The sequence below is a fragment of the Photobacterium chitinilyticum genome, from assembly GCF_004104355.1.
GTDB lineage: Bacteria > Pseudomonadota > Gammaproteobacteria > Enterobacterales > Vibrionaceae > Photobacterium > Photobacterium chitinilyticum.
In genome coordinates this window covers 1-352 of sequence record NZ_RJLM01000284.1, presented here as the reverse complement: position 1 = coordinate 352, position 352 = coordinate 1, and the positions used below count along the sequence as shown (strand labels likewise).

1 protein-coding gene is annotated in these 352 nt (G+C 48.6%); it reads left to right on the top strand.

The window, feature by feature from the left end; genetic code table 11:
- Positions 1-352 (top strand): ATP-binding cassette domain-containing protein (locus tag EDI28_RS26755; protein WP_128786735.1); only part of this gene is annotated, 352 nt, incomplete at both ends.

Genomic DNA, 352 nt, shown 5'->3' with positions numbered 1-352 from the left:
TATTAAGTCCAATATCGCCATGTACCAAGAAATCAGTGATGAGCAGGTTCAGGCTGCGGCAGCCTTTGTGGATGCAGATTCCTTTATTCAAGAACTTCCTCAGGGGTACGACTCCCCTGTTTCCGAGCGTGGTTCGAGCTTCTCTACTGGGCAACGCCAGCTTCTTGCCTTTGCTAGAACAGTCGCCAGCCAGCCTAAAATCCTGATTTTGGATGAAGCGACAGCCAATATTGACTCTGAAACAGAAAGCTTGGTTCAAGCTGCTCTGGCGAAGATGAGACAGGGCCGAACAACTATTGCTATAGCTCACCGCCTTTCTACTATTCAAGACGCCAACTGCATCTATGTCTTG